Origin of the sequence: Anaerotignum sp. (assembly GCF_045122575.1) — a bacterium.
Lineage (GTDB): Bacteria > Bacillota > Clostridia > Lachnospirales > Anaerotignaceae > Anaerotignum_A.
In genome coordinates this window covers 1-5,254 of sequence record NZ_JBGVHV010000126.1, presented here as the reverse complement: position 1 = coordinate 5,254, position 5,254 = coordinate 1, and the positions used below count along the sequence as shown (strand labels likewise).

Here is a 5,254-nt window from a genome sequence, read left to right as displayed (position 1 = left end):
GCATGGTCCACAATCCTGGGTTGGTCTTACTACGGCGAACGTGCATGGGTTTACCTGGTAGGTGTTAAATCCATCATGCCTTTCCGTGTTGCATGGACACTGGTTGTATTCGTAGGTTGGGTAGCTGCTCTGGACGTAGTTTGGAACGTAGCTGATACTCTGAATGCTTGTATGGCATTCCCTAACATGGTTGCTCTGATCGGTCTGTCTGGCGTTATCGCATCTGAAACGAAGAAATACGTTGATGATAAAGACGCTGAATGGGGCGGTCTGATGAAATGGATGGACGACGTTGCTCCTCAGATCGACAAATAATCTATCCTTTCTCACATAAGAATCAAATTACCCACGATAAAATGGGCGGCAGAAATGCCGCCTTTTTTTATGGGAAAGGCGAGTGGGCTAAAAAAGGAAAAGAACGCAGAAAAATGGTTAAAATTTCAGTGGTTTTTGTGTTTTCTGTTGCAAAATAGAGTTTTTGGATTTTAATATTTCGTTTAAAATGGTGGATTAAGAGTGGATAAAAAAACAGAAAGCAGACGTTAAAAAATATAAAGGAAAAGAAAGGAAATGAGATTGGATTTGTTCAATTCTAACAAAGGTGGATTTACCAATAGGAAATAAATGGAAAAAAGTGCTTGTTTTTTCATGGAAAAAATGTAAAATAATAGGAGGTATTTGAGTTGAGATCAAGCTCCTGAAAAGAAGATATTTCTCTTTTCTGTTTTTCGTGGGGACAGAGTAGAGAGTTTCGCTTGCATGAAAAATATTTTCTTGCAGGGAAATGATTTTGATTCTGCCGCGTAATTATATGATCCATTAAATTGGGAGGGAATTATAAAATGGAAGCGTTTAACAATTTTGTAACAGCGGCAAATGGCATCCTGTGGGGTCCCATCATGCTGGTAGCTCTGGTTGGTACACACATCTATCTGTCTCTGAGAACAGGTATCATTCAGAGAAAAACATTCACAGGTATCAAACTGTCCGTAACACCCGATAAGGAAGCATCCGGTGATATCGGTGGTTTTGCTGCTCTGGCAACAGCTTTGGCTGCTACAATCGGTACAGGTAACATCGTAGGTGTTGCTACAGCGATCGGTACAGGCGGCCCCGGTGCTGTATTCTGGATGTGGATGACAGGTCTGCTGGGTATGGCAACAAAATACTCCGAAGGTCTGCTGGCTGTTAAATTCCGTGTAAGAGCAAAAGACGGCTCCTACATTGGTGGTCCCATGTACGCTCTGGAAAGAGGTCTGGGTCAGAAATGGCTGGGCGTTCTGTTCGCTGTATTCACAGGTTTCGCAGGCTTCGGTCTGGGTAACATGGTACAGGGTAACTCTATCGCAGAATCTTGTCTGAACACATTTGGTATCCCCAAAGTAGCTACAGCTGCAGTTCTGACAGTTCTGACAGGTCTGGTAATTCTGGGCGGCGTACAGTCCATCTCTAAAGTTTGTGAAAAACTGATCCCCATTATGGCTGGTGGTTACATTCTGGGTTGCGCAGTTATCTGTGTAATCAACGCTCCTTACATGGGCGAAGCATTCTCCGTAATTATCAAAGGCGCATTCAACCCTCAGGCTGTAGGCGGCGGTTTCGTTGGTGCTACAATCGGTGCTTGTATCCGTGCCGGCGTATCCCGTGGTCTGTTCACAAATGAATCCGGTCTGGGTTCCGCTCCTATCGTAGACGCATGTGCTGCTACAAGAAACCCTGCAAGACAGGCTCTGATCTCTATGTCCGGTGTATTCTGGGATACAATCGTTGTATGTCTGATGACAGGTCTGGTTCTGGTATCCTCCATGATCAAAGACCCCGCTGGTATGGAAGGTCTGGTTGGTGCAAACCTGACAACACAGGCATTTGCAACAATCCCCGTAGTAGGTCCCGCAGCTCTGACATTCGGTCTGTTGACATTCGCATGGTCCACAATCCTGGGTTGGTCCGTATATGGTGAAAAAGCATGGGTTTACCTGGTAGGCGTTAAAGCGCTGAAACCTTACCGTCTGGCTTGGACAGCAGTAGTATTCGTAGGCTGCGTAGCTGCTCTGGAAGTAGTATGGAACGTAGCAGATATGCTGAACGCATGTATGATCATCCCCAACTTGGTAGCGCTGCTGGGTCTGTCCGGCGTAATCGCATCCGAAACAAAGAAATATGTTTGGGATAAAGACGCTGAATGGGGCGGTCTGATGAAATGGATGGACGACGAAGCTCCTCAGCTGGATAAATAATCGATCCATATCATTTTCCCACGAAAATGAAGGCGGCAGAAATGCCGCCTTTTTTGATGGAAAAGAAAACATTATGCAAAGAAGCTGACATTCGTAAGCAAGTGCCTTGCTTACGAATGCGGTTGCTTCGCAAATCAATAACAAAAAAAGAAAGCACAGATCCTTGTAAACAAGATCTGTGCTTTTTTTCTTATTAGCTTTCTCCGCGGTAAAACAAAAACCGCAAACCATTTGGTTTGCGGTTTAGATGTGAGTGACATGATTCGAACACGCGACCTTCTGATCCGTAGTCAGACGCTCTATCCAGCTGAGCTACACTCACATATTCGTTTCGAACAAAATTTATAATACAGTAAGTCAAACGATTTGTCAACAACTTTTTTTTATAAAAATTAAAAAAGTTCGTGCATAGGGAATACACGAACTTTTTGCGATCATTTTTCTTTGGCGGAGGAGAGCAGTTCTGCTGCTTTCTGGTGGGAATGGCGTACCAGTTTGCGGGGGATCCTGGTGATCCCTTTTACTGCTTTTACTCCCATGACCAGAGGGAGAGCCGGAGCGACGATCTTTCTGGGGCGTTCTCCGCTGTCCAGAATATCCTGATAGAGATGTTCAACGCTGTCGACAAAGGATTCTACCGAAAGGGCTTTCATGGCTTCTACAGAGGCTTTGGAAAGTCGGTCGGAAAGGGACTTATCTGTCAGTACACGATACAGAAGATCGGGCAGATCTTCACTGGATTCGAAAAGCAGACCGGTCATGTTGTTGTCGATGATGTTTTCGATGCATTCGTCTTTTTTCGCAACGACGGGTATGCCGGCTGCCATGGCTTCTGCGAAGGTCAGCCCCTGTGTTTCGGAAACGGAAGCGCTGCAGAAAACATTGCCCAGCTGATAATATTTCCCGATTTCTTTCCACGGTTTTCCACCGGTGAAAATAATATGTTCTCTGACACCGATAGATTCCGCAAAATTGCTCAGGTTTTCTGTTTCATTGCCTTCGCCGACGATGACCATTTTCAGATCGGGCAGTTTTTCGATCAGTTTTGGCAGGGCGCCGATCACAACATCGATGCTCTTTTCCTTGGCAAGACGGCCGATGGAAATGATCACCGGGGTATCTGCCTGCAGGCCAAGAGAATTTCGCAGTTCCAGAATTTCTTCGGGGCTGAATTTGTCCTTGCGGAAATTGGAAGTGTTGATGCCGGTAGGAATGATGGAGATGGGCTTGATCACGCCATAACTTTTCAAAAGCTGTTCTGTTTTGCGGGTGGGAGCGATCACGGCAGTAGCGGTGTTGCAGTAAATGCCGCTGAAGCCTCTTGCCATTTCCTTGGAGATGATATGCCCGCCGCCGATATAATGTACATAATCTTCATACATAGTGTGATAGGTATGTACCAGAGGGATGCCCTGCGTGGTGGAAATGAATCTGCCTAAGGCACCCAGACAGAATTCGGTTTGGGTATGGATGATATCCAGATTCAGATCGACGATTTTTTTCGCCAGAAAAGGGGAAAAAACATAGCCGGCGCGGTAATCCTGTACGAAATGCACGGGAACGCTGGGCACGCGATATACCTGCAGATCATCATAGTCCGCGCTGCAGCGAGGGTCGGATGGAGTGAAAATATATACCTGATGTCCCCTTTCCTCTAAAGCGGAAGCCAGTGTTCGGATGGAAGTGGCCACGCCGTTGAGCTGAGGGAAATAAGTGTCGGAAAAAATGCCGATATTCATAATGACCTCCTGTGATTTCCATAGTTTTATGGATGAAAAACAGTGTTAGCACTTTGTTGCCTTGAAATATATTTTAACATTCTAATACAGATTGTTGACTTTTACAATTAAAATGATGTTATGAATTTTTTAAGAATATTTGAAGATGGGACAAGAAAAGCATTTTTCTGCCCTTTTTTGCGAATTTATGATATACTATTTTTTTAAAGAAAAAGGAAGGAGGCGCAAAATGAGCAAGAAACTGAATGGAAACCAGAGACTGGCGGTCTGCCATGAAATGGGGCCGATGCTGGTGCTGGCAGGACCCGGAAGCGGAAAAACAACAGTATTGCTTTGCCGCATCCTTCGACTTCTGGAAAGAGGGCTGGCAAGACCCGCTCAGATATTGGCTCTGACTTTTTCCAAAACGGCGGCAGAGGAAATGCGGGAGCGTTTCCGTAAGGCACGGGGCGCGGAAGGGGTAGCCTTCGGTACGTTTCACAGCATCTTTTTTCGTATCCTGCGCAGCAGATACGGCTGGGATGTGGCACGGGTCTTTCAGGAGGAAGAAAGACGGAATGTTCTGCGGGAAATTCTGGAAGAAATGAAATGGGATATCCCCGATCTGGAGGAATATATTTCGGTCTTCTTTTCCCAACTTTCTCTGATGAACAGCGAACTGGAAACGATCCATCAATTTGAACCCGTTGGCATGGCTGTGGAAGAATTTCGGAAGCTGTTCCATTCTTATGAAAGATATAAGGAACGCCATGAAAAAATCGATTTTGATGATATGCTGACCTTGTGCTATCAGCTGCTGAAGGAGGACGAAAAGGTACGCACCTTCTGGCAGAATAAATATAAATTTATTCTGGTGGATGAGTTTCAGGATGTAAATCAGGCACAGTTTGCCTGCCTGCAGATCTTGGCGGAGGGGCATCAGAACCTGTTCGTGGTGGGGGATGATGACCAGAGCATTTATGCCTTCCGCGGGGCAAGACCGGATTTTCTGCTGCATTTTCCGACGATCTATCCTGCAGCAAAAAAGGTGATCCTGAATACGAATTACCGTTCTACGGATCGGGTCATTTCTCTGGCGGAACGGGTTATCGGCAATAATGAAGTGCGTTTCAGCAAGGACATGAAAGGAACCGGCACAGAGGGGGATAAGATAACCTTTTTTCTGGCAGAGGATACGGCTGCCGAAGCGGCCTGTGTTGCGGAAAAAATCGCAGGACTTCTGGATGAGGGGGTGCCGTTGACGGAGATTGCGGTGATCTATCGAACCAATCTGCAGGG

General features: G+C 45.9%; 4 protein-coding genes and 1 tRNA gene. 3 read left to right on the top strand and 2 right to left on the bottom strand.

Features of this window, described 5'->3' with window-relative positions; all coding sequences use genetic code 11:
• Both ACJMLT_RS06425 and ACJMLT_RS06420 read left to right on the top strand, forming a co-directional pair.
• Positions 1-315, top strand: a 315-nt coding sequence (locus tag ACJMLT_RS06425) for an alanine:cation symporter family protein (RefSeq protein WP_405728280.1), incomplete at its 5' end; no start/stop codon positions are given.
• Positions 316-842: 527 nt separating this feature from the next.
• Entirely contained in the window at positions 843-2,237 is a 1,395-nt protein-coding gene (locus ACJMLT_RS06420; protein ID WP_405728277.1) for an alanine/glycine:cation symporter family protein, read from the top strand.
• Positions 2,238-2,485: 248 nt separating this feature from the next.
• Here the strand turns inward: ACJMLT_RS06420 and ACJMLT_RS06415 are convergent.
• Both ACJMLT_RS06415 and ACJMLT_RS06410 read right to left on the bottom strand, forming a co-directional pair.
• Positions 2,486-2,559, bottom strand: a tRNA-Arg gene (locus ACJMLT_RS06415).
• Between the two features lie 112 nt (positions 2,560-2,671).
• Positions 2,672-3,976 (bottom strand): glycosyltransferase family 4 protein, encoded by a 1,305-nt coding sequence (locus ACJMLT_RS06410; protein ID WP_405728274.1) that lies wholly within the window; start codon positions 3,974-3,976, stop codon positions 2,672-2,674.
• Positions 3,977-4,205: 229 nt separating this feature from the next.
• Between ACJMLT_RS06410 and ACJMLT_RS06405 the strand changes: the two genes are divergently transcribed.
• On the top strand, positions 4,206-5,254 hold a 1,049-nt coding region (locus tag ACJMLT_RS06405; protein ID WP_405728271.1), incomplete at its 3' end, for an ATP-dependent helicase.

Coding starts and splice junctions, on each gene's coding strand:
- ACJMLT_RS06420 (WP_405728277.1), top strand. CDS start 843: ATGGAAGCGTTTAACAATTTTGTAACAGCGGCAAATGGCATCCTGTGG.
- ACJMLT_RS06410 (WP_405728274.1), bottom strand. CDS start 3,976: ATGAATATCGGCATTTTTTCCGACACTTATTTCCCTCAGCTCAACGGC.